General features: G+C 69.9%; 21 protein-coding genes. 8 read left to right on the forward strand and 13 right to left on the reverse strand.

Translation table 11 applies throughout. The features are described 5' to 3' along the window. Position 1: 1 nt before the first annotated feature. The 4 genes from EOD42_RS13095 to panC all read right to left on the reverse strand — a co-directional run bounded on the left by EOD42_RS13095 (position 2) and on the right by panC (position 4,447). Positions 2 to 1,126, reverse strand: coding sequence for an alginate O-acetyltransferase AlgX-related protein (locus EOD42_RS13095; RefSeq protein WP_127787992.1), 1,125 nt, complete (start codon positions 1,124 to 1,126; stop codon positions 2 to 4). A gap of 7 nt (positions 1,127 to 1,133) precedes the next feature. Further along, positions 1,134 to 2,546 carry an MBOAT family O-acyltransferase gene (locus tag EOD42_RS13100; protein ID WP_127787993.1) on the reverse strand — a complete coding sequence of 471 codons (1,413 nt, stop codon included), beginning with the start codon at positions 2,544 to 2,546 and terminating at the stop codon, positions 1,134 to 1,136. A gap of 78 nt (positions 2,547 to 2,624) precedes the next feature. After that, positions 2,625 to 3,581: a Bug family tripartite tricarboxylate transporter substrate binding protein gene (locus EOD42_RS13105; RefSeq protein ID WP_127787994.1), complete on the reverse strand. Its 957-nt coding sequence runs from the start codon at positions 3,579 to 3,581 to the stop codon at positions 2,625 to 2,627. Between the two features lie 26 nt (positions 3,582 to 3,607). Next, a complete protein-coding gene (gene panC / locus EOD42_RS13110; protein ID WP_127787995.1) occupies positions 3,608 to 4,447 on the reverse strand; it encodes a pantoate--beta-alanine ligase in 840 nt (279 codons plus the stop codon). A gap of 113 nt (positions 4,448 to 4,560) precedes the next feature. Between panC and EOD42_RS13115 the strand changes: the two genes are divergently transcribed. Genes EOD42_RS13115 through EOD42_RS13135 form a run of 5 tightly spaced genes read left to right on the forward strand, consistent with a single transcriptional unit; the run spans position 4,561 to position 9,008 of the window. Then, positions 4,561 to 5,463 carry an ABC transporter permease gene (locus EOD42_RS13115; RefSeq protein WP_240655153.1) on the forward strand — a complete coding sequence of 301 codons (903 nt, stop codon included), beginning with the start codon at positions 4,561 to 4,563 and terminating at the stop codon, positions 5,461 to 5,463. Then, positions 5,460 to 6,278: an ABC transporter permease gene (locus tag EOD42_RS13120; protein WP_127787997.1), complete on the forward strand. Its 819-nt coding sequence runs from the start codon at positions 5,460 to 5,462 to the stop codon at positions 6,276 to 6,278. Before EOD42_RS13115 ends, EOD42_RS13120 begins: the two co-directional genes overlap by 4 nt. After that, entirely contained in the window at positions 6,275 to 7,219 is a 945-nt protein-coding gene (locus EOD42_RS13125) for an ABC transporter ATP-binding protein (protein WP_127787998.1), read from the forward strand. Before EOD42_RS13120 ends, EOD42_RS13125 begins: the two co-directional genes overlap by 4 nt. Then, on the forward strand, positions 7,216 to 8,157 hold the full coding sequence (locus EOD42_RS13130; RefSeq protein ID WP_127787999.1) for an ABC transporter ATP-binding protein: 942 nt from the start codon (positions 7,216 to 7,218) through the stop codon (positions 8,155 to 8,157). The genes EOD42_RS13125 and EOD42_RS13130 overlap by 4 nt, the downstream gene beginning before the upstream one ends. Beyond that, positions 8,136 to 9,008, forward strand: coding sequence for a DMT family transporter (locus EOD42_RS13135; RefSeq protein ID WP_240655154.1), 873 nt, complete (start codon positions 8,136 to 8,138; stop codon positions 9,006 to 9,008). The genes EOD42_RS13130 and EOD42_RS13135 overlap by 22 nt, the downstream gene beginning before the upstream one ends. Here EOD42_RS13135 and EOD42_RS13140 read toward each other — a convergent pair. The 3 genes from EOD42_RS13140 to rlmB all read right to left on the reverse strand — a co-directional run bounded on the left by EOD42_RS13140 (position 9,005) and on the right by rlmB (position 10,885). Then, entirely contained in the window at positions 9,005 to 9,301 is a 297-nt protein-coding gene (locus EOD42_RS13140) for a hypothetical protein (RefSeq protein WP_240655155.1), read from the reverse strand. The two genes, EOD42_RS13135 and EOD42_RS13140, sit on opposite strands and share 4 nt — an antisense overlap. Before the next feature lie 79 nt (positions 9,302 to 9,380). Continuing rightward, positions 9,381 to 10,148 carry a 2-keto-4-pentenoate hydratase gene (locus EOD42_RS13145; RefSeq protein WP_127788000.1) on the reverse strand — a complete coding sequence of 256 codons (768 nt, stop codon included), beginning with the start codon at positions 10,146 to 10,148 and terminating at the stop codon, positions 9,381 to 9,383. Next, positions 10,148 to 10,885, reverse strand: a complete 738-nt coding sequence (gene rlmB / locus EOD42_RS13150; RefSeq protein ID WP_127788001.1) for a 23S rRNA (guanosine(2251)-2'-O)-methyltransferase RlmB — start codon at positions 10,883 to 10,885, stop codon at positions 10,148 to 10,150. The genes EOD42_RS13145 and rlmB overlap by 1 nt, the downstream gene beginning before the upstream one ends. A 271-nt stretch (positions 10,886 to 11,156) precedes the next feature. Here rlmB and EOD42_RS13155 point away from each other — a divergent pair, with 271 nt between their 5' ends. Together EOD42_RS13155 and EOD42_RS13160 are read left to right on the forward strand one after the other, a co-directional pair. Continuing rightward, complete coding sequence (locus tag EOD42_RS13155; RefSeq protein WP_127788002.1) at positions 11,157 to 11,534, forward strand: hypothetical protein; 378 nt, start codon at positions 11,157 to 11,159, stop codon at positions 11,532 to 11,534. Positions 11,535 to 11,557: 23 nt separating this feature from the next. Next, positions 11,558 to 12,541 (forward strand): Bug family tripartite tricarboxylate transporter substrate binding protein, encoded by a 984-nt coding sequence (locus EOD42_RS13160; protein WP_127788003.1) that lies wholly within the window; start codon positions 11,558 to 11,560, stop codon positions 12,539 to 12,541. A gap of 27 nt (positions 12,542 to 12,568) precedes the next feature. Here EOD42_RS13160 and metC read toward each other — a convergent pair whose 3' ends face one another. The 4 genes from metC to EOD42_RS13180 are packed head-to-tail and all read right to left on the reverse strand — an operon-like array spanning position 12,569 to position 15,955. After that, the gene (gene metC, locus EOD42_RS13165) at positions 12,569 to 13,750 is read right to left on the reverse strand and encodes a cystathionine beta-lyase (RefSeq protein WP_127788004.1); all 1,182 of its coding nucleotides are present in this window, start codon (positions 13,748 to 13,750) and stop codon (positions 12,569 to 12,571) included. Between the two features lie 2 nt (positions 13,751 to 13,752). Further along, a complete protein-coding gene (locus tag EOD42_RS13170) occupies positions 13,753 to 14,592 on the reverse strand; it encodes a sulfurtransferase (RefSeq protein ID WP_127788005.1) in 840 nt (279 codons plus the stop codon). A gap of 2 nt (positions 14,593 to 14,594) precedes the next feature. Then, positions 14,595 to 15,314, reverse strand: a complete 720-nt coding sequence (locus EOD42_RS13175; RefSeq protein WP_127788006.1) for an alanyl-tRNA editing protein — start codon at positions 15,312 to 15,314, stop codon at positions 14,595 to 14,597. Then, complete coding sequence (locus EOD42_RS13180) at positions 15,311 to 15,955, reverse strand: NUDIX domain-containing protein (protein ID WP_127788007.1); 645 nt, start codon at positions 15,953 to 15,955, stop codon at positions 15,311 to 15,313. The genes EOD42_RS13175 and EOD42_RS13180 overlap by 4 nt, the downstream gene beginning before the upstream one ends. Before the next feature lie 37 nt (positions 15,956 to 15,992). Between EOD42_RS13180 and EOD42_RS13185 the strand changes: the two genes are divergently transcribed. Beyond that, a complete protein-coding gene (locus EOD42_RS13185; protein ID WP_127788008.1) occupies positions 15,993 to 16,886 on the forward strand; it encodes a DMT family transporter in 894 nt (297 codons plus the stop codon). Positions 16,887 to 16,980: 94 nt separating this feature from the next. On the opposite strand, the gene EOD42_RS13190 is transcribed toward EOD42_RS13185, so the two are convergent. Next, complete coding sequence (locus EOD42_RS13190) at positions 16,981 to 17,961, reverse strand: dipeptidase (protein ID WP_127788009.1); 981 nt, start codon at positions 17,959 to 17,961, stop codon at positions 16,981 to 16,983. Next, entirely contained in the window at positions 17,958 to 18,974 is a 1,017-nt protein-coding gene (locus EOD42_RS13195; RefSeq protein WP_127788010.1) for a histone deacetylase family protein, read from the reverse strand. The genes EOD42_RS13190 and EOD42_RS13195 overlap by 4 nt, the downstream gene beginning before the upstream one ends. Positions 18,975 to 18,980 lie beyond the last annotated feature (6 nt).

The following is an 18,980-nucleotide window of genomic DNA, read 5'->3' on the forward strand; positions in this document are numbered from 1 at the left end:
CTCAGCGGAGGGGGCGTTCCAGGAAGGCCGCCTCCTCCGCGCCGATGGGCTGGCCGAGCGCGCGTTCCAGCACTTCCCAAATCACCAGCCTGGGCGGGTTCTCCCGCCAGGCGGGGCTGGCGAAATAGCGCATCGCCCCGCCCGAGACCCCGCCGCCGGCCTGGCCGAAATTGGCCACCCGCGTGCCGAGCGCCAGTTGCAGCGCGCCATGGAAATCGCCGTTCAGCGAATAGCTGGAGCCCAGCAGCACCACCTCCGGCACCGGCGCCTCATCCAGCAGCCCGCCCTCGGCCTCCGGCGCCTGGACGCTGGTGGCGGAATAGGTATCGGCCAGCGGGCGCAGCCAGTCGGGGGCGGTGTCGAGGCTCATCAGCCGCAGCAGGTCGCCCGCATGCTCGGCGGCCGGCGGCTCGATGCGGCGGAAGCCTTCCTCATGCCGGAAGGCGCCGGGGCTGGCGGCCCGCGCGATGGCCTCGGCCACGGCGGTGGCCCCCGCGCGGTTCCAATGGCTGTCGGTGCGCAGATAGGTATCGCCGCGCACCCGGGCCGCGCGCAGCACCGGCAGGCTGTCGACCACCGGCAGGCCCTGCGCCTCGGCCGCCGCCAGGAAGGCCATGTGCCGCCCCCTGGCCTGATGGGAGAGCGGCGCGCCGCACAGATGCTCGGGGTGTACCCGCGCCTTGTCGGGGGAGGTGGTGACCAGCAGCAGGATGCCGCGCTCGGCCAGGGCTTCGCGCAGGCGCGCGATGCCGGCCACGCGGCGGGCCATGGCGGCGTCCGCGCCGTCCCAGGGGCGCAGTTCCTCGGTCAGGTACAGCCAGTCGTCGCAGCCGACGCTGACCTGCGGCCCGCCGGAGCCGAGCGCGTAGCGCACTGCGCCGCCCGCCATGCGCAGCCAGCCATCCACCGGCAATTCATGCGCCATGACATGGTTGATGGCACCCGCCGTGCGGCCGGCCAGCAGCGCCTCTCGGTTCAAGGTGGGCGCCAGGCGTTCGCGCGCGGGGGCGCCGTTCAGCGCCTCGATACCCTGGAAGGCGCCGAAGCCGAGCCAGGCAACGGCGAACAGCCCCTGGGCCACCGCCGCCCGCCTGCCGCCCGCGCGAAGGATGTCGATCCAGGCCATCGGCGCCTCAGAACTGGAAATAGAGGAAGGGCACGGCGGCGCGGCTGTACAGCAGCACCGCGGCCAGGATGAAGGCCAGGGACGGGCCGATCTGCCAGCCGAAACGCCAGATGCCGCGGATCGCGCCCGGCTCCCGCTGCCAGGGGATGAAGCTGCCGAAGCCCGGCAGGATGCACAGCACGACGCCCAGGCCCATGGCCCACCACTGCTCGGGCAGGATCTGCCAGGCCAGCGCGTCGGACATCGGCACGCCATGGGCACCGGCCATGCCGGCATAGACGCGCAGGGCCTGCTCCAGGTTCTCGGCCCGGAATACGACCCAGCCCAGAATGACGGCCAGCAACGTCAGCGGCAGGGCCAGCACGCCGGGCAGGCTGCCGCCCGCGCGCGACCAGGCGCGGTGCAGCGCCAGCAGCCCGCCATGCCAGGCGCCCCAGGCCAGGAAGGTCCAGTTCGCGCCATGCCAGAAGCCGCCGATCAGCATGGTCAGCAGCAGGTTGAGGTAGGTGCGCACCGGCCCTTTCCGGTTGCCGCCCAGCGAGATGTACAGATAGTCCCGCAGGAAGCGGCTGAGCGTCATGTGCCAGCGCTGCCAGAACTCCTGGATGGAGCGCGACAGGTAGGGCCAGTCGAAGTTCTCCGGGAAGTGGAAGCCCAGCATCAGCGCGAGCCCGATGGCCATCGCCGAGTAGCCCGCGAAATCGAAGAACAGCTGCAGCGTATAGGCGAAGGCCGCGACCCAGCCATCCACCAGGCTCGGCGCCGGCAGGGCGAAGGCCGCATCCACCAGGGGCGACAGTGTGTCGGCCAGCACCACCTTCATCGCGAAGCCCGCCATGAAGCGCCGCGCGCCGGCGCCGAACAGCGCCAGGGAGTGGTCGCGCTCCTTCAGCTCATCCGCGATTTCGGCATAGCGCACGATGGGGCCCGCGATCAGCTGGCTGAAGATGGCCTTGTAGGCCGCGTAATTGATGAAGCTGCGAGAGACCGGCACGTCGCGCCTGTACACGTCGATCAGGTAGCTGACCGATTGCAGCACATAGAATGACAGCCCGATCGGCAGCAGGATTTCGGACCAGGGCAGCGTGGCCAGGCCCAGCGCGGCCATGGCCTGGTTGAAGCTGTGCACCCCGAAATTGGCGTATTTGAACCAGGCCAGCACGCTGAGGTTGCCGACCAGCCCGAAGGCCAGCCAACGGCCCCGCCCCCTGCCCTCGGCCGCATCCAGGCGCTGCGCCACCAGGAAGGTGAACAGCGTGACGCCCACCAGCAATGCCAGGAAATCCACCCGCCACCAGGCATAGAAGGCCCAGGAGAGGATCAGGATGGGCCAGTTCCGCAGCCTGAAGGGCGTGAGGAAATACACCGCGAAGAACAGCGGCAGGAACAGGAACAGGAACTCGAAACTGGCAAAGATCACAGGGGGTTCTCCACCGGCATCCATGGCAGAGAACCCGGGCCTTTCACAGCCCTGAGAGGATTAAGCCCTACTTAGGTTTCAGGGGCGGATGTCCTTGTCGCGGATCAGGCGCGTCCAGCGCTCCAGCTCGCTGTCGACGCGCCTTGCCAGGGCGTGCTGGTCGCCCGGCATCGGGGCCGCCCCTTGCTCCGCGAAGCGGGCCTGGACGTCGGGCATGGCGTTCACCTGGTTGACGGCGTCACGCAGGCGCTGCGCCACCGCGGGGTCCAGCCCGCGCGGGGCGAACATGCCGTACCAGAAGGAGAAATCGAAATCGAAGCCGAGTTCACGCATCGTCGGCACGCCCGGGAAGGCCGCCACCCGGCCCCGGCTGGTGCTGAGCGCCAGCGCCCGCACCTGCCCGCCCTGCATGCCGGACAGCATGGTGGGCGGTGCCACCATCGCCGACTGGATGCGCCCGGCCACCAGATCCAGATAGGCGGGCCCCGCCCCGCGATAGGGCACATGCGTCATGTGCGTGCCCGTCAGGTCCTGCAACACCTCCATATAAAGGTGCATGGTCGAGCCATTGCCCATGGAGCCGTAGTTGATGGCGTCGGGCCGGGTCCGGGCGATCGACAGCAGGTCCTGCATGGTCCGTGCCTCGAAATTGGCGGGCACGGTCAGCACGGAGGGATATTCCACCAGCTCGGCCACCGGCTCGAACTGGCCGCGCACGTCGAAGCCCGGCGCGGGCAGCATCGGCGGCACCGTCACGATGGAATTGTCCGTGATCAGGATGGTATGGCCATCGGGCCGGGCCTGCGCGACCGCCCCCCAACCCACCACGCCGCTGCCGCCGGTGCGGTTCTCCACCACGAAGGAATTGCCCGTGACCTGCGACAGGCGCTGCGCATAGAGGCGCGCCACGTAATCCGTGGTGCCGCCGGGCGCCCAGGTGATGATGACGCGCACCGTCTGGCCCTGCGCCTGCGCCAGCCCCGGCACGATCAGCCCCAGCGCCATCAGGGCGCCGAGCCATTTGCGGATGTTCATTGTCGTTTCCTCCGAGAGCGGCGGGTTCAGCCCACCGGTATGTTGTCCAACAGGCGGATGGAGCCGAGCCGGGCCGCCGCAATCAGCCGCATGGGGCCGGGCTTGATGGCCTGCAGCGGCTTCAGGGTCGGGCCATCGATCAGGGCCAGGTAATCGGGTTCGAAACCCTGGGCCTTCAGCGTCTCGGTCTCGGCCGCCAGGGTTGCGGCGACCGGCGCGCCGGTGGCGATCGCCTCGGCGGCCCGGCGCATCGCCTCGATCAGTCGCGGCGCATGGGCGCGCTCGGCATCCGTCAGGAACCGGTTGCGGGAGGACATGGCGATGCCGTCGGCCTCACGCACGGTGGGCACGGGCAGGATGCGGATCGGGATGTCGAGGTCCGCCGCCATGCGGGTCACGACCTGCAGCTGCTGCCAGTCCTTCTCGCCGAAGGCCGCGACCTCCGCGCCCGTCTGCAGGAACAGCTTGGCGCAAACGGTTGCAACCCCACGAAAATGACCGGGCCGCGCATCGCCTTCCCAGCCCGCCGTGGGGCCCGCCACATCGATGACGGTCGCGGCACCCGGCGGGTACATCACCTTCACCTCCGGCAGCCAGGCGATGTCGCAGCCCGCGGCGCGCAGCTTGGCCAGGTCGCCCTGCTCGTCGCGCGGATAGCGGCTGAGATCCTCATTCGGGTTGAACTGCAGCGGGTTCACGAAGATCGAGGTGATGACCGCATCGGCGTGCTCGCGCGCGGCGGCCACCAGGGCGATGTGCCCGTCATGCAGCGCGCCCATGGTAGGCACCAGGGCGATGCGCCTGCCCTCTGCACGCAGTTTCGCGGTGGCGGCCCGCAGGCCTTCCAGTGTTCGGCACGTTTCCATGCCTGGGAGCCTAGTTTGCGGGCAGCCTGCACGGAAGCCCGCGATCCACCATAAAGCCATGCACTAGCCACGGCGCGGCGATGCCTGTTAGCTGTTCACCAATGGTCAATTTCGTGCTCCGCCGCCTCGTGCTCGCCGCGCTGGTCAGCCTGACGGTGCTGACCCTCGCCTTCACACTGACAAGATTGTCGGGCGACCTCGCCATCTCCATCGCCGGCCCCTCGGCCACGCAGGAGGATATCGAGCTGGTCCGCCGCTCCTACGGCCTGGACCGGCCGCTGCTGGAACAGTTCTTCGCCTGGGTCAGCCGCGCCGCCGTCGGTGATTTCGGCGAGAGCTTCTTCTTCCGCGCGCGCGTGTCGGACCTGATCCTGGAACGCATGCCGGTCACGCTCACCCTCGGGCTGGTGGGGCTGTCCATCGCGCTGGTGGTCTCCATCCCGATGGGAATCCTGGCGGCGGTGCGGGAAAACACCTGGGTGGACCGGGTGGTGCAGCTGATCGCGATGCTGGGCCAGGCCATGCCCGGCTTCTGGATCGGCCTGATCATGATGATCTTCTTCGGGCTGCAGCTGGGCTGGCTTCCCGTCTCGGGCACCGGCAGCTGGGAGCATTACGTGATGCCGGGCGCGGTGCTGGCCTTCTCCGCCATCCCGGCGCTGACGCGGCTCACGCGCTCGGGCATGATCCAGGCGCTGGGGTCCGACTACATCCGCACGGCGCGGGCGAAGGGGCTGTCTCGCTTCTCCATCCTGTTCAAGCACGCGCTGCGCAACGCGGCGCTGCCGGTGGTGTCCATCGCCTCGGTGCAGCTGGGCTTCATGCTGGGCGGCTCCATCGTGATCGAGAGCGTGTTCGCCCTGCACGGCGTGGGCTTCCTGGCATGGGAGAGCATCACCAAGAACGACTTCCCCGTGGTGCAGGCCGTGGTGCTGGTGCTGGCCGTGATCTATGTGGGCCTGACGCTGGCCGCCGACATGCTGAATGCCCTGCTGGACCCGAGGCTGCGCGGATGAAAAAGGCAGGACTGTATCTGGGGATCGCGATCCTCGGCCTGATCACGCTGGCCGCCATCTTCGCGCCGCTGCTGACCAGCCACGACCCCTATGCCCAGAACCTGGATATCCGCCTGTCGGTGCCGTTCTGGATGGAGGGCGCCAACCCCGACCACCTGCTGGGCACCGACCAGCTGGGCCGCGACTACCTGGCGCGGCTGCTCTACGGCGCGCGGGTGTCGCTCATCATCGGCGTGCTGACCGTCATCGTCTCGGGCGTGATCGGCATCACCATGGGCATTCTGGGCGGCTTCTTCGGCGGGCGGGTGGATGATGTGGTGCTGTTCCTGATCACCACGCGCCTGGCGATTCCGGTGGTACTGGTGGCACTCGCCGTGGTGGGGCTGCTGGGCTCCTCGGCCGTGCTGGTGGTGCTGGTGCTGGGGCTGCTGTTGTGGGACCGCTTCGCGGTGGTCGCGCGCAGCACCACCATGCAGGTGCGCGGGCTGGATTATGTCTCGGCGGCCTGGGCGGCGGGGTGTTCCACGCCGCGCATCCTGATCTCGGAAGTGCTGCCCAACATCCTGTCGCATCTGGCCGTGGTCGCCACGCTGGAAATGGCGCTGGCCATCCTGCTGGAGGCGGCGCTCTCCTTCCTCGGCCTCGGCGTGCCGCCGCCCCTGCCCAGCTGGGGGCTGATGATCGCGGAGGGGCGCGACTTCATGTTCTTCTCGGCCTGGGTCATCTGGATTCCCGGCATCGCGCTGTTCGTGCTGGTGCTGGCCATCAACCTGCTGGGCGACGGCCTGCGCGACCTGGTGGGGGATTCGCGATGAGCCTGCTCGAAATACGCGACCTGCATGTCCGCTTCGGCGCGACGGCCGCCGTCCGCGGCGCCGACATCGTGGTGGAACGCGGCGAGACCCACTGCATCGTGGGCGAGAGCGGCTGCGGCAAGTCCGTGACGTCGCTCGCCGTGATGGGGCTGCTGGCCAAGGGTGCGCAGCGACGTGCCGGCCGCATGGCCTTCGACGGCATCGACCTGCAGCCCATGAGCGAGCGCCAGCTGTCCCGCCTGCGCGGCGACCGGATGGCGATGATCTTCCAGGAGCCGATGACCAGCCTGAACCCGGCCTATACGGTGGGGTCGCAGATGGCCGAGGTGCGCACCCGCCACAAGGGCGGCAGCCGCCGCGCCGCGCTGGAACGCGCGGAGGAACTGCTGGCCAAGGTCGGCATCACCGCCCCGGGCCTCAGGCTCGGCCAGTTTCCGCACCAGCTTTCGGGTGGGCTGCGCCAGCGCGTCATGATCGCCATGGCGCTGATGAACGACCCCGAGCTGCTGATCGCGGATGAACCGACTACGGCGCTCGACGTCACCATCCAGGCGCAGATCCTGCGGCTGCTGGCGCAGTTGCAGTCCGAACTCGGGCTGGGGCTGATGCTGATCACCCATGATCTGGGCGTGGTGGCGCGCGTCGCCACCCGGGTTTCGGTGATGTATGCGGGCCAGGTGGTGGAGAGCGCGCCCACGGCCGAGCTGTTCGCCAACCCCCAGCACCCCTACACGCGCGGCCTGCTGGATTGCCTGCCGGTGCCGGGCAAGCTGCCGCCGGGCTCGCAGCTGGGCACCATCCCCGGCATGGTGCCGAAGCTGACGGAGGATTTCCGCGGTTGCGGCTTCCGCAGCCGCTGCGGCTTCGCCCAACCGGCCTGCGAGAACGAGATCCCGCTGACCGGCGACAACCACCTCTGCCGTTGCGTGCTTGCCCAATGACGCCCGCCATCGAGATCCGGAACCTGTCGAAGCGGTTCCATGTGAAGCAGGGCCTGTTCGGCAAGCCGCGCGAGGTGCGGGCGGTGGACGGCATCGACCTGGCGCTGCCTGAGGGCGCGACGCTCGGCATCGTGGGCGAATCGGGCTGCGGCAAATCCACCCTCGCCAAGCTGATCCTGGGCCTGCTGGCGCCGAGCGAAGGCGAGGTGCGCGTCGCCGGCCAGTCGCTGATGGCCCTCGGCCGGCGGGAGCGCGCGAAGCTGATCCAGCCGGTGTTCCAGGACCCGTTCTCCTCCCTGAATCCGCGCCGGCGGGTGCTGGATGTGGTGGCCATGCCGCTGGTGGCCCAAGGCGGGCTCTCCTCGGCCGAGATCCGCGCGCAGTCCCTGGCCATGCTGGAACGGGTGGGCATTTCGGCCGAGATGGCCGGGCGCTACCCCGCCCAGCTCTCGGGCGGGCAGCGGCAGCGCGTGGCCATCGCCCGCGCCCTGGTGCTGCGCCCGCGCATCCTGCTGTGCGATGAGCCGACCTCGGCGCTCGACGTCTCGGTGCAGGCGCAGATCCTGAACCTGCTGGCCGAGCTGCGGCGGGACCTGGGCATCACCACCCTGTTCATCTCGCACAACCTCGCGGTGGTCGAGCACGTCGCGGACGAGGTGGCGGTCATGTATCTCGGCCGCTTCGTGGAGCGCGCGCCGGCGGCCGAGCTGTTCGCCGCCCCGCGCCATCCCTATACCCGCGCGCTGCTCGCCTCCGTGCTGACGCCGGAGCCGGGGCTGGGCGTTCCCGATGTGGGGCTGGGCGACACCATGCCCGACCCGTCCAACGTGCCGACCGGCTGCCGCTTCCACCCGCGCTGCCCTGTCGCCATTCCGCGCTGCTCCACCGAGGCACCGCCACTGGTCGGGGGTGCCGAGTGCCATCTACTCGCGCCGTAGGGCTGGCGCTGCTGGTGGTCTCTGCCGCCGGCTGGGGCACCAATTGGCCGCTGCTGAAGGTGCTGCTGCGCGAATTGCCGCCCATGAGCATCCGGGCGCTGGGCTGCTGCGTCGCCGCCATGCTGCTGGCCGGCATGGCCCGCGCCCTGGGGCAGAGCCTGTATGTGCCCCCTGGTCAGCGCGGGCGCCTCGTGCTGGCGGCGCTGCTGAATGTCTCGGCCTGGATGGGCTTCGCCACCATCGGGCTGGTCTGGCTGCCTTCCAGCGAGGCCAGCATCGTGACCTACACCGCGCCCATCTTCACCGTGCTGCTGGCCTGGCCGGTGTTGGGGGAACGCCCGGGCTGGCGCCGCGTGCTGGCGATGGTGATCTGCTTTACCGGCGTCGCGATCCTGTTCGCGGGGCAGCGTTTCGACGTGGGCTTCGCCAAGCTGCCGGGCATTCTCTCGGTCATCACGGCGGGCTTCTGCTTCGGGCTGGGCACGGTGCTGGGCAAGCGCCTGCCGCTGCGCCTGCCGCCCGTGGCGATGACGGCCTGGCAGGTGGGCATCGGCGGCCTGCCGCTGATCCCGATCGCGCTGTTGCTGGAAAGCCCGCAATGGGCCGAGGCATCGTGGCGGGCCTGGGCGCTGTTCGCCTGGATGACGGTGATGCCGCTGGGCCTCGCCTATCTGGCCTGGTTCGAGGCGGTGAAGCGTGTGCCCGCCAACCTCGCCTCTCTGGGCACCATGATGGCGCCCATGTTCGGCGTCGCCGGGGCCGCCCTGTTCCTGGGCGAGCCCTTCGGGCCGCGCCAGATCGCGGCCCTCATCTTGACCGTTTCAGGGGTGGCGCTGGCCGCGCGGGGCTAGGCGTGGCCTACCGGCCCCAAGGTATCCGCGTTGGTCGCCCGCACGATGGAGGCGAACAGCCTCAGCGCATCGGGGCCGCCGCGGTCCAGCAGCGTGCCCTCCTCCATCTCGAAGGCCAGCAGCTCGGCCTGTTCGGCCAGCGTCGCGGCCGCGCGGCGCATGGCCTCGCGCGCCAGGACGATCTGAAGTTCCTCGGGGATCGAGTGCCACTCCTGCCTCGTCTGGCTGAGCGGCTGAAAGACGGACCCGTTTCGGGCCCCGGTCTTGGTGGATGGTGGCTTGTTGGACGGCATGGTGCCTCTAGCTGCGCGCGCCGTCCTGGCGAGTTGTCCGGGCCCAAGCTGGCCCCACCCGATTCATGCCATCTCCGGGTTAAGAGAAGGTAAGCTCCGCGCTGCCGAGCCCCTCGAAGCGGGCCTCCACATGGCAGGGGCCGTCCAGCCACAGCGGCGGAATGACGGAACCAAGCCAGACGACCTGCCCCTTCTTCAGCCCGCCGAAGGCGTGGGCGCCACCCGAATCGGCCAGCCACGCCAAGGCTTCCATCGGGTGGCCCAGCAGGTCGCGCCCATGGCCGCCGCCGCGCGAGGCGCCGTCGATAAACATCTCGCCGCGCATGGCGCCCAGGTCGATCTGGCGCCAGTCCTTGGGCGGGCGCGCCAGCACGCCGCCCGCATGGAACACCTGGTCGGCCACCAGCGTGGGGGTGCCGAGCTCCTTCAGGTCGCCATAGCGTTTCTCGACGATCTCGATGGCGGCCATCACGTCCTGGACGGCGGCCTCTATCTTCCGCGCCGTGGTCGGCCCGGCCGGAACGTCCCGGCCAAGCCGCACCGCCACCTCGCATTCGACGCCGACACCCAGGAAATCCGCGAAGCGGAATTTCGCCCCGCTGGCCTGCGGCGTGCCGGGCGGCACGAAGCCAGCCGCGGGGCCGGACAGGCCCAGATAGTCCTGCATGACCTTGGTGGTCGCGCCGATCTTGAAGCCGGCCGGCGGAAACGCGCCCGTGGCCTTCGCCACGCGCAGCTGCAGCGCATAGGCCGCTTCCAGGTTCTTCGGCGCCAGCTTCTTGCCCAGCGGCGCCAGCACCTGCTTGCTCAGCCGCGCGGCCAGGATCGCGTCGAGCGCATCTGCCATCACTTGTTCCTCCCGAACTCATACAGCGCGACCGAGGCGGCGGCGGAGACGTTCAGGCTCTCTACATCCGGGCTGATCGGCAGGCGGCAGATCTCGTCGCAGGCCTCACGCGTCAGGCGGCGCATGCCGTCGCCCTCGGCACCCAGCACCAGCGCCACGCGGCGGTCCTGCGGGGCGGCGGCGGCCAGGGTCTGCGCCCCGTCGCCATCCAGGCCCATCACCCAGAAGCCGGCCTTCTTCAGGGCTTCCAGCGCGCGGGCCAGATTCACCTCGCGCAGCACCGGCACCAGCTCCAGCGCGCCCGAGGCGGCGCGGGCCAGCGCGCCGGTCTCGGGGGGCGCGTGGCGGTCCTGCATGATGACGCAGGCGGCACCGAAGGCGGCCGCCGAGCGCAGGATGGCACCCACATTGCGCGGGTCCGTCACCTGGTCCAGCACCAGCACGGGGCCCTGGTTGCGCTCGATCGCAGCGTCCCAGTCGGGTTCGGCCAGGGGCTCGACCAGGGCGGCGGCGCCCTGGTGCACGGCGTCCTCGGGCAGGAAGCTCGACAGATGGGCCTTGTCCACCTGCTCCGGCACCACGGACCAGGGCAGCGGCACCAGCTTGACCAGCGCGGCATGGGCATCTGCCGTCAGCAGCAGGCGGCGGATGCGGCGGGCCGGGTTGGTGAGGGCGGCCTGCACCGGATGGATGGCGTGCAGCCAGTAGGTGCCGCGCGGCGTCGATTCGGCGGCCATGGGGGCGGGTGTGCGCCCCTGACGGTCGAAACGGCGGTCGGGCTGGCCCCCGCGGGCGGGTGCGCCGTCGCGCTCGGGGCGGGCGGGGCGGGGGTCGCGGCCCTCACGGGGCTGGTGCGGTCCGCGCTCTTGCGGGGGGCGGCCCTTGGACGGGCGCTGCTGACCGGGACGGGAAGGTGGGCGTGACATTCGCGCATGTGGCGCAGGCTCTGGCCTTCTGTCCAGCGCGGAACACACAACCTTGCACCGCATCATGCGTTAGGATGCCAACATGCAACGCCTGACCCTGACCCTGCTCTCTGCCCCCGGCCTGCCGATGGGTGACAGCCGCTGGCGCCTGAGCCTGAGCCTCGAGACGGGCGCGAACGGCCAGCCCGACGCCGAGGCCTGGACCGCGCGCCACTCCGACTGGGGTGCCTCGCTGAACCCGCCCGACGCCCCGACCCAGTACGGCGACATCGAGCACGACCCCGATTTCGGCGGCTGGTGCCTGCGCCTGGCCGATGAGGGGCATGGGCTGGACGACGCCGCCCTCGAATCGATCCAGTTCCCCGGAATCTCCCGCCCCGGAGAGGTTCTCGTCACGCGCGCACCGGATGGCACCGAACGCGCATGGCGGATCGTCGAGGCGATAACGACGGGCGCGTGAATATCTGATACAGGGCGGGGGCCATGATCACGCACAAGATCGGCCGCCGAACGGCCCTGTCCCTGCTGGGCGCCCCTGCCCTGCCCCTTCCCGCGCTCGCCCAGGCCTCCTGGCCCGACCGGCCGGTGCGGATCATCGTGCCGTTTCCGGGCGGCTCGACCCCCGACCTGACGGCCCGCGTCATCTCCCCCGCCTTCGCCGAGGTGCTGGGCCAGCCCTGCGTGGTGGACAACCGCCCGGGCGCCGGCGGCAATATCGGCACCGATGCCGTGGCCAAGGCGACGGACGGCCATACGCTGGGCATTTCCATCAACGGGCCGCTGGCGACCGCCCCCGCCCTGTTCCCCAACCTGCCCTACAACCCGGCCCGCGACCTGACGCCGATCTGCCTGATGGTGCGCACCGCGCAGGTGCTGGTCGTGCACCCCTCCGTGCCCGCCGGCACGCTGGCCGAGTTCATGGCCTATGCCAAGGCGAACCCGGGCAAGCTGTCCTATGGCTCGGTCGGTGCCGGGTCGGGCGCGCATCTGGGCATGATGGACCTGGTGGCGCGCGGCGATCTGGACATGGTGCATGTGCCCTATCGCGGCTTCGCCCAGGCGACGGTGGACCTGGTGGCCGGGCGGATCCAGGCCATGGTGGTGATCGTTTCCGCCGTGCTGTCCCCGGTGCGTGAGGGCCAGCTGAAGGCGCTGGTCTGCACGGGCGACGAGCGCGTGACGACCCTGCCGGACGTGCCGACCCTGGCCGAAGCCGGCATGCCGGATGCCGCGAGCTATGCTTGGTCCGGCCTGATCGCGCCCAGCAGCATCCCGGCCGAGCGCGCCCAGCGGCTGTACGAGATCACCCAGCGGGTGATCACCTCGCCCGAGGGCCGCCAGCGCCTGGAGGCCGCGGGCTTCCAGGTGACGGCGCAGGGGCCGGATGCCTTCCGCACCTTCATCGCCGCCGAGGCCGAGCGGTGGGGCACCCTGATCAGGCGCTACAACATCTCGCCGGACGCATGAAAAAGGGGGCCTTTCGGCCCCCTTTCCTTATCCGAGTGCCGCCAGGCCCCGGAGCAGGTCGGTCTTGAGATCGCCCACATCCTCAAGCCCGATATGCAGCCGGATCATCGGCCCGCCGAAGGTGCCGGTGCCCGCCGTGCGGGTCAGGAAACCCGTGGTCGGCAGGGCGAGGGACTCGTAGCCGCCCCAGCTGGCGCCGATGCCGAACAGCGTCGTCGCCTCCACGAAGCGATAGGCGTCCTCCAGGCTGTAGTTCGGCTGGAACACCACGCCGAACAGGCTGCAGCCGCCGGTGAAGTCGCGCTTGAACAGTTCATGCTGCGGGTGGCTCGGCAGGGCCGGATGCACCACCTGAAGCACCTGCGGCTGCTGTTCCAGCCAGCGCGCGATCTCCAGGCCCGCCTGTTCCTGGTGCTTCAGCCGCACGCCCATGGTGCGCAAACCGCGCAGCGCGAGCCACACATCGTCCGGCGAGGCATAGGCACCCAGCAGCAGCGCGCTTTCGCGCACCTTTTCCCAGTGCTCCCGGCTGTTGACGGTGCAGGAGCCCAGCAGGATGTCCGAATGGCCGCCCACATACTTGGTCAGCGCCTGGATCGAGACATCGACGCCATGCTGGAAGGGCTGGAAGTGATGGATGCCCCAGGTGTTGTCCATCATCACGCAGGCGCCGCGCTTATGGGCGGCGCGCGCGATGGCCGGGATGTCCTGCAGCTCGAAGGTGTGGCTGCCGGGGCTCTCGGTATAGACCACGCGGGTGTTTTCGCGCAGCAGCGCCGTGATGCCGGCCTCATCCACCTGCGGGTCATAGAAGGTGGTCTCGACGCCGAAACCCGCCAGCATCTTGGTCGCGATGTTGCGGCCCGGGCCATAGACGCTGTCCGGCATCAGCATGTGGTCGCCGGCCTTGAGATAGGCCATGAGCGGCACGGCGATGGCCGCGAGGCCGGTGCCCACGATGGTGCAATGGGTGCCGCCCTCGATCTCGGCGATGGCGTTCTCCAGCTCGAAATGGGTCGGGCCGCCGCCGGTGCCGTAGCTCATCCACTGCTCGTAGCGGTGCTTCGGACCCTCGGCGCGCGTGGCGCAATCCGGGTACAGCACGGTGGAGCCGCGATGCACGCCCATGTTCACGAAGCCATGGGTGCGGATGTGCGGGCGCGCCATGTGGGACAGGCGCGTGTCGAACTTGTACTGGTTGCTGGCCATGGCTAGCTGTTTTCCTTGGGCGTTTCGGGGCGGCCGGCCCATTCGGTCCAGCTGCCGTCATAGATGGAGGGCTCGGGCAGCCCGGCCTGCACCAGGCCGAGGGCGACCACGCAGGCGGTGACACCCGTGCCGCAGGAGGTGACGAGCGGCCGCTTGCCGTCCACGCCCGCCTTCTCGAAGCGCGCGCGCAGTTCGGCCGCGGGCAGCATCAGGCCATCGGCATTGAACAGCTCATTGAACGGCACGTTCGCCGCACCCGGCATGTGGCCGGAGGGCAGGCCCGGGCGGGGTTCAGCCGCCGTGCCGTCGAAGCGGCCCTTGGAACGCGCATCCAGGATCAGCGCGGAACCGTCGGCGATGATGTTCTTGATGTCGCCGATGCCCTTGATGCGGCCGGCGATGAAGTCCGCCACATAGGTGCCGGCGGCGGCGGGCGCGGGTTCGCCGCTCTCGACCGGCCGGCTCTCGCGCGTCCAGGCCGGCAGGCCGCCGTCGAGCACCGCAGCATTCTTGTGGCCGAACAGCCGCATCAGCCACCAGCCGCGCGGGCTGCTCTGCGCGCCCTTCTGGTCATAGAACACGACCGTGCTGTCGTTGCTGACGCCGAGCCTGACTATCAGCTTCTCGAAGCGGGCCGCGGTCGGCGCCATGTGCGGCAGGCTCGCGTCGGGGTCGGCCACCTCGTCGATGTCGAAGAAGCGGGCGCCGGGGATATGCGCCTCGCGGAACTTCGTCTTTCCGTCAAAGGGCTCGTTCGGCAGGTATTTCGTGGTGTCGAACACCAGCACCCCCGGCTTGCCGAGATTCTCGGCGAGCCAGGCGGTGGAGACCAGATTATCCATGTTCAGCCTTCCTCCAGCACCAGATAGACGCGGCGATTCTGTTTGCCTTTGTTTTCGAGCTTCGTCACCGCGACGCGGCCGATCTCGCCCGTGGCCGCCACATGCGTGCCGCCGCAGGGCTGCAGATCGACAGGGTTCTCCTCGGCCCCGATGCGGACCAGCCGCACCTTGCCGCCCGAGCGCGGCGGCTGCACCGACATGGTGCGCACCAGCCCGGGGTTGGCATCCAGCTCCTCGCCGGTGATCCAGCTGGTCGTGATCGGGTGGTTGCCCGCGATCAGCGCGTTCAGCTGCTCGGTCAGCCATTCCTTGGTGGGCGGCTCGGCCAGGTCGAAGTCCAGGCGGGAGCGGTCGGCACCGATCTGCCCGCCGGTCACGCCAGCACCTTTGATCAGGCTGCACAGCAGATGCATGGATGTGTGCATGCGCATGTGACGCAGCCGGCGGTCCCAATCCAGGCGCTGGGTCACGGCGGCGCCCACGGGGGGCGTGGCGGCGCCCTCGGCGGGCTTCAGCAGGACGGTCTCGCCCTCGCCCTTCACGGTGTTGGCGATCGCCATCTCCCCGCCATCCCAGACGAGGCTGCCGGTATCACCCGGCTGGCCGCCGCCCTGGGCGTAGAACAGGCTCGCATCCAGCTCCACGCCCGCCTCCGATACCGCCAGCACGGTGGCCGGGGCCTCCCGCAGATAGGCGTCGTCGCGGAAGATCAGGCGGGTCATGGGCGGGTCCATTCCTCTCTCAGGCGGGGGCGATGATGGCGCAGCCAGTACAGGGCCAGCGCGCCGGTCGCGTTCTGGATGCCCCCGGAATCCAGCAGCGCGAAAGCCTCGTCAGCGGTCAGCACCGTGACGCGGATATCCTCGTTTTCCTCGGCCAGGCCGTAGGTTCCGGCCGCGCCAGGTTCCGGCAGGCGGACGCGGGCGCAATAGAGCTGGACGCTCTCGTCGCAGCCGCCCTGCATCAGCATGAACTTGCCGATGGGCTCCAACAGGTCGGGCTCCAGGCCCGATTCCTCGCGCACCTCGCGACGCGCGCTGACCTCGATGTCCTCTCCGGGCTCGCACAGCCCCGCCACGCATTCCTTCATGATGGGGTCGAAGCCCGCGGCATGGGCCGGCAGGCGGAACTGCTCGATCAGGGCGATGCTGTCGGCCCAGGGGTCATAGGGCAGCACGACCACGGCGGCACCGCGCCGCCACAGCTCCCAGGTCAGCTCGCCCGAGCGGCTGCCGTCGAAGCGCTCATAGGTGAAGCGGACGATCTGCATCGCGAAGCGGCCGGAATAGGCGATGCTGTCCTCACGGATCTCAAGGCCCGGGTACGGGGCGATCAGCGGAGCTTTCGGGGGTCTGGCCATCATGCGGCGGGAACCGTAACCTGGGCTCCATCGCCCGTCCATGAGCCCAACCGACAACATTCCCGAAGCGCGCCGCCGCGCCATATCCTGCGTGCTGGCCGCCGCCCTGACCTATGCGCTGGCCGCCGCCTGCGTGAAGACGCTGGATGGCGCCATCCCGCTGGCGCAGGTGGTGCTGTTCCGTTCGGTGTTCGCCATGCCGGTGATGCTGGTGCTGCTGATGCGCGAGGGCGGCCTCGGCATGCTGCGCACCGGCAACCCGATGGGCCATTTCTGGCGCGCCATCTGGGGGTTGGTGGGGATGGTCACCGTCTATTACGGCTATACCCGCCTGCCGCTGGCCAATGTGACGGCGCTGGGCTTCACCATGCCCCTGTTCCTCACGCTGCTGTCCGTGCCGCTGCTGGGTGAAAAGGTGGGCATCCGCCGCCTGTCGGCCGTGCTGGTGGGGTTCGGCGGCGTGCTGCTGATGCTGCGGCCGTGGGAAACCCTGGGCGAGGATTGGGTGGCCTCGGCCATCGTGCTGCTGGGCGCGGTGGGCTGGGCAATGGCCATGATCAGCATCCGCCGCATGGGCGAATCAGGCGAGCCCGGGGTGACGATCGTCAGCTGGTTCGCGATCTACTGCACCGCCATGTCGCTGGTGGTGGCCATTCCCGGCTGGGTATGGCCCACGCCCACGCAATGGCTGCTGCTGGCGGGGGTGGGTGCCGTCTCGGGGGTCGCGCAGCTGTTCATGACGGCGGCCTATCGCAGCGGGGATACCACCGTGGTCGCGCCCTTCGAATATTCGGGCATCATCTGGACCACTGCCATGGGGCTGATCTTCTGGGGCGAGGTGCCGGATGCGCGCGATGCCGTGGGCATGGCCGTGCTGGTGGCCTGCGGCCTGTATATCTGGCACCGCGAGACGCGGCTGGGGCTGAAACGCTAGACCAGCGCAGCCAGCGCCGCGCAGGCCATCAGCATCAGGGTCGGCGGCAGGGCGGGGAGAATGCTTCGCATGGCCCGATCCTGGCCGCCCATGGTTAACAACCCCTGAGCACCTGCCGCCACACCCGCAGGAAATTGCCGCTCCAGAGCAGCCCGATCTCCCGCTCGCCATAGCCGCGCTGGCGAAGTTCCTCGGTCAGGCCCTGGGTTTCGGCGGCATTGGCCCAGCCATGCACGGCGCCGCCGCCATCGAAATCGCTGCTGATGCCGACGTGGTCGAGGCCGATGCGCCGCACCGCATGGTCGATGTGGTCCGCCATTTCCGACACCCCGGCGCGGGAGGGTTCGCCTGCCGGCGGCTGTTTCAGGAAGGCGGGCACGGCCGTGATCTGCGCAAGCCCCCCGCAGGCGCGCAGCGCGTCCAGCTGCTCGTCGTCGATGCCGCGCGGGTGCGGGCACAGCGCGGTGCAGGCGGTGTGGGTGGCCACCACCGGGGTGCGGCTCAACTCAGCCAGGCGCAGCATCGCGGCGCGCGAGGTGTGGCTGACATCCACCATCAGGCCGATGCGGTTCATCTCAGCCACCGCCTGCTCGCCCAGGGCCGACAGCCCGCCATGTTCCTGCGGGGCGTCGCCCAGCGCGGGCTTGGGGCGCGCGCTGTCCGACAGGTCGTTGTGCCCGTCATGCGTCATGGTCAGGTACAGCGCGCCCAGCCCGCGCCACAGCGCCAGCCGGGACAGGTCATGGCCCATGGCGAAGCCGTTCTCGACCGCCGAGAGCACCGCAGTGTCGCCGGCGGCATAGGCCGCCTCGACCTCATCGGGCGTGGCGCAGAAGCGCGCGCCCGGTGCCTCGCCGCGCGCGCGGATGTGGCGCAGCATGGCCTCGGCCCGCGCGCCCGCCTGGGCATGGTTGCCCGCATCGCGCTTGCCCTGGGGCACATAGGCGATGAACACAGCGGCAGACATGCCGCCACGCTTCATCTTGGGCATGTCCACCAGCATGCTGGTCTCGGTCGCCCAGTCCGGCGGCTCAGGCCAGCGGATGTCGATATGGGTATCGAGGCAGAGGGTCATTTCCAGGCCCCCAGGAAGCGCGCCAGCAGATGGCCAAGATGGTCCACGGCATAGCCGCCCTCCTGGCAGATCGCCGTCGGCAGGCCGAGCGCCGAGATCGCGGCACCCGCGCGGGCAAAGCCTTCCTCCGTGACCTTGAGCGACGCCAAGGGCTCGTGCTCCGAGGCATCGAAGCCCAGCGCCACCACCAGCGCGTCGGGCTTGAAGGCGCGCAGCCGGGCGAGGCCCACGCCCAGCGCCTCCAGCCAGCCTTCGTCACCGGTGCCGAAGGCCAGCGGCAGGTTCAGGTTCTCGCCCGCCCCCACCTCGTCGGCGAAGCCCACATACCAGGGGTAGTACTGCCCCGGATCGCCATGCATCGAGATGGTCAGCACATCCGTGCGGTCCCAGAAGATGCCCTGCGTGCCGTTGCCATGGTGGCTGTCGATGTCCAGCACGGCCACCCGGGCCGCGCCCGCATCGCGCAGGCGCTGCGCCGCCAGGGCCGAGTTGTTGATGTAGCAATGCCCGCCCGCCCGCGCGGCATAGGCATGGTGCCCGGGCGGGCGGCACAGCGCATAGGCGGTGCCGCCGGCCACCGCGACCTCGGCCGCTGCCAGCGCGCAGCCCACGGCCGACATGGCGGCCTGATAGGTGCCCGCCCCGATCGGGCAGGCCGTATCGGCCGTATAGGCCCCGGCACGGGAGATGATGTGGGCAGGCTTCGTGCTGCTCTGGGCCAGCATCTCGGGCGAGGGGTGGATGTTCGGCACCACCTCCGGGCCGGGGTCCAGCAGTTCGGCCCATTTCTCCGCGGCCTCGGCCAGGAAGGCGATATAGTCGGGGTCGTGCAGCCGCGCCGCGTCCACCGCCGTGCCCATGGCCGGCGCCTCGGGCGCGAGCCCCAGCGAGGCAAGCCCCTGCCGCAGGCTGGCCGCCCGGGCCGGGATCTCGAAATTGCCGCGCAAACGACCACGGGTGAGGAAGAATTGCGGCGCATGCAGCGCCTCGTCGGGATGGGCGAATGCTTTCATGGGGAG

This window comes from Rhodovarius crocodyli (genome assembly GCF_004005855.1).
Taxonomy (GTDB): domain Bacteria; phylum Pseudomonadota; class Alphaproteobacteria; order Acetobacterales; family Acetobacteraceae; genus Rhodovarius; species Rhodovarius crocodyli.